The organism is Fulvivirga marina (genome assembly GCF_016775155.1).
Lineage (GTDB): Bacteria > Bacteroidota > Bacteroidia > Cytophagales > Cyclobacteriaceae > Fulvivirga > Fulvivirga marina.
The window spans coordinates 1-1,916 of sequence record NZ_JAEUGD010000037.1; the positions used below are offsets into that span (position 1 = coordinate 1).

Here is a 1,916-nt window from a genome sequence, read left to right on the forward strand (position 1 = left end):
CAAACCTTTGCTGCCTAAAGTACATTTCTCCATAGTTAATATAGGCATTGGATATCCAATATGTTGATTCTAAAGCAATACCTGCCTCAAGGCTTTTTGAAACATAGTGTTCTGCTTTATCAAACTGTTGCAGTCCCATATACACCAAACTAATGTTATCGTATATTCCAGGAAGTTTTTGAGGTTGATCCAACTGCATATACAATTCTCTAGCATGTTCAAGATAGTGTATAGCCTCGGTAGGTTTATCGGCAAGCCTATAAACATTGCCTAAATTTGAAGCTGCTTTAGCCTGCCTTAACGGATCGTTCAACTGTTCATACAGTGCTAGCGCTAGTTTGTTGGATTTAATAGCTTCTCCATATTGGTTAGCCGTTCTGTTAAGATAGGCGTGATTGGCATAATATTTAGCCAGATATTCTTTGTTATCTAGTTCAATGGCAAGAACCTTTATTTTTTCAAGGAGTTCAAAAGCCACGGCCGGTTCATCATAGTGATTTAGATAGGTTTGATGGATACTCTTTAAAGTTTCAAGTTTGGCTGGGTCGTGGGTATATATATCTTCCTGGGTACATGCTGTAAAAAACAGCATGCTAAAGACCGTCAGAGTGATTAGTCTCAGCATTAAATTAAGGTTTATTGGTTGAAAAAAAATATTAATAATACCGGACAAATATGCCGGTATTATTAAAATAATCAAGGTACATATACTTGGCAAAACTTACGTGCATTAGAAACAAATCCGTTTTGCAAACTCTATTTGATAATCAACTTTCAAATATCCCCCGGTCCCACATCATGTCCTTCATTCGCACCTTCGGTATTAAGCACATTATCAGTACCGGGTACTATTTCTTCTTCCTGGCATGCGGTAAAGGTGAGTCCAAACAAGCCAAGCATGGCGATCAGTGCAATTTTTCTAATTTTCATTGTTTTTCAATTTAAATGGTTTGGGTTGTATTTAGGGTCATCAGGCAATTGAATAAGACCGTCACAAACTTACTCCTTTTCTCATTTTATCATCTAATTGTAAGTTAAGCCAATGTTATGCTGGTAATGAATAAGTTATACTTAAATGGCCTTGCATTACAAACTAATTAACAGCCAACCACAAGTAAAATAAATTTTTAACAATTGGCAGCGGCTTTATTGTAATATAATGATATATTAATAACAAAAAAAAATTATCAAAGGGTCGTTTTGAACCATTAACTTACCCGAAAATTTGACAAGTTGCTCCACATACATGCTTAATATTATGGATGCCAGCAGGTGAAAATCTTTTCCTATTTATAGATACAGTTCAAATTTCATTCAAGTCGATTTTTCTACTTTCACACTGTCCTATTTTCGGAGATGATTACAGACGCAAACCGTACGGAACTAGGGACTAATTATATCCAGACCGATGCAGGATATAAATTTATTACCTTTGAGTTATTGGTTAATGCCAAATACACAAAATTCCTTAGTGGATCCATTTAATTGCTGGACACCTTCTTTGAAAAGCTTATCAAAAAAAATAGCCCACTATTAGTAATAGATTAACGGCATACCCACTTTCAGCAAGCTTATACCCGGTATTTTCATAGTTTCCCATTATATGCATATAAAAGCTCTTCCTCGTTGCATGCATGTTTAGGNTAGTTTCCCATTATATGCATATAAAAGCTCTTCCTCGTTGCATGCATGTTTAGGCAACTTTAAACGATCAGCCTGTAAGTTATACATGGCAATGGCAAAGTCTTCATTAGTTATATGATATCGAGCACCTATGTATTTTTTAATCTTGCCATTTTCCTTAATTGGAACAACAGTAGCATCTACCCAATACACAGACCCGTCTTTCGCTTTATTCTTTATAATGCCATTAAATACTTGCCCTTTTTTTAAAGTATCCCAGAAGTGCCTGAACA

Annotated in this window: 3 protein-coding genes; all 3 read right to left on the bottom strand. The window is 35.5% G+C overall.

What is annotated here, in order from left to right; genetic code table 11:
• A partial coding sequence (locus JMN32_RS10415; RefSeq protein ID WP_202856275.1) for a tetratricopeptide repeat protein occupies positions 1–625 on the bottom strand: 625 nt, incomplete at its 3' end.
• 149 nt (positions 626–774) lie between these two features.
• Complete coding sequence (locus JMN32_RS10420) at positions 775–930, bottom strand: hypothetical protein (protein WP_202856276.1); 156 nt, start codon at positions 928–930, stop codon at positions 775–777.
• 708 nt (positions 931–1,638) lie between these two features.
• Entirely contained in the window at positions 1,639–1,866 is a 228-nt protein-coding gene (locus JMN32_RS10425; RefSeq protein WP_449528503.1) for a hypothetical protein, read from the bottom strand.
• Positions 1,867–1,916 lie beyond the last annotated feature (50 nt).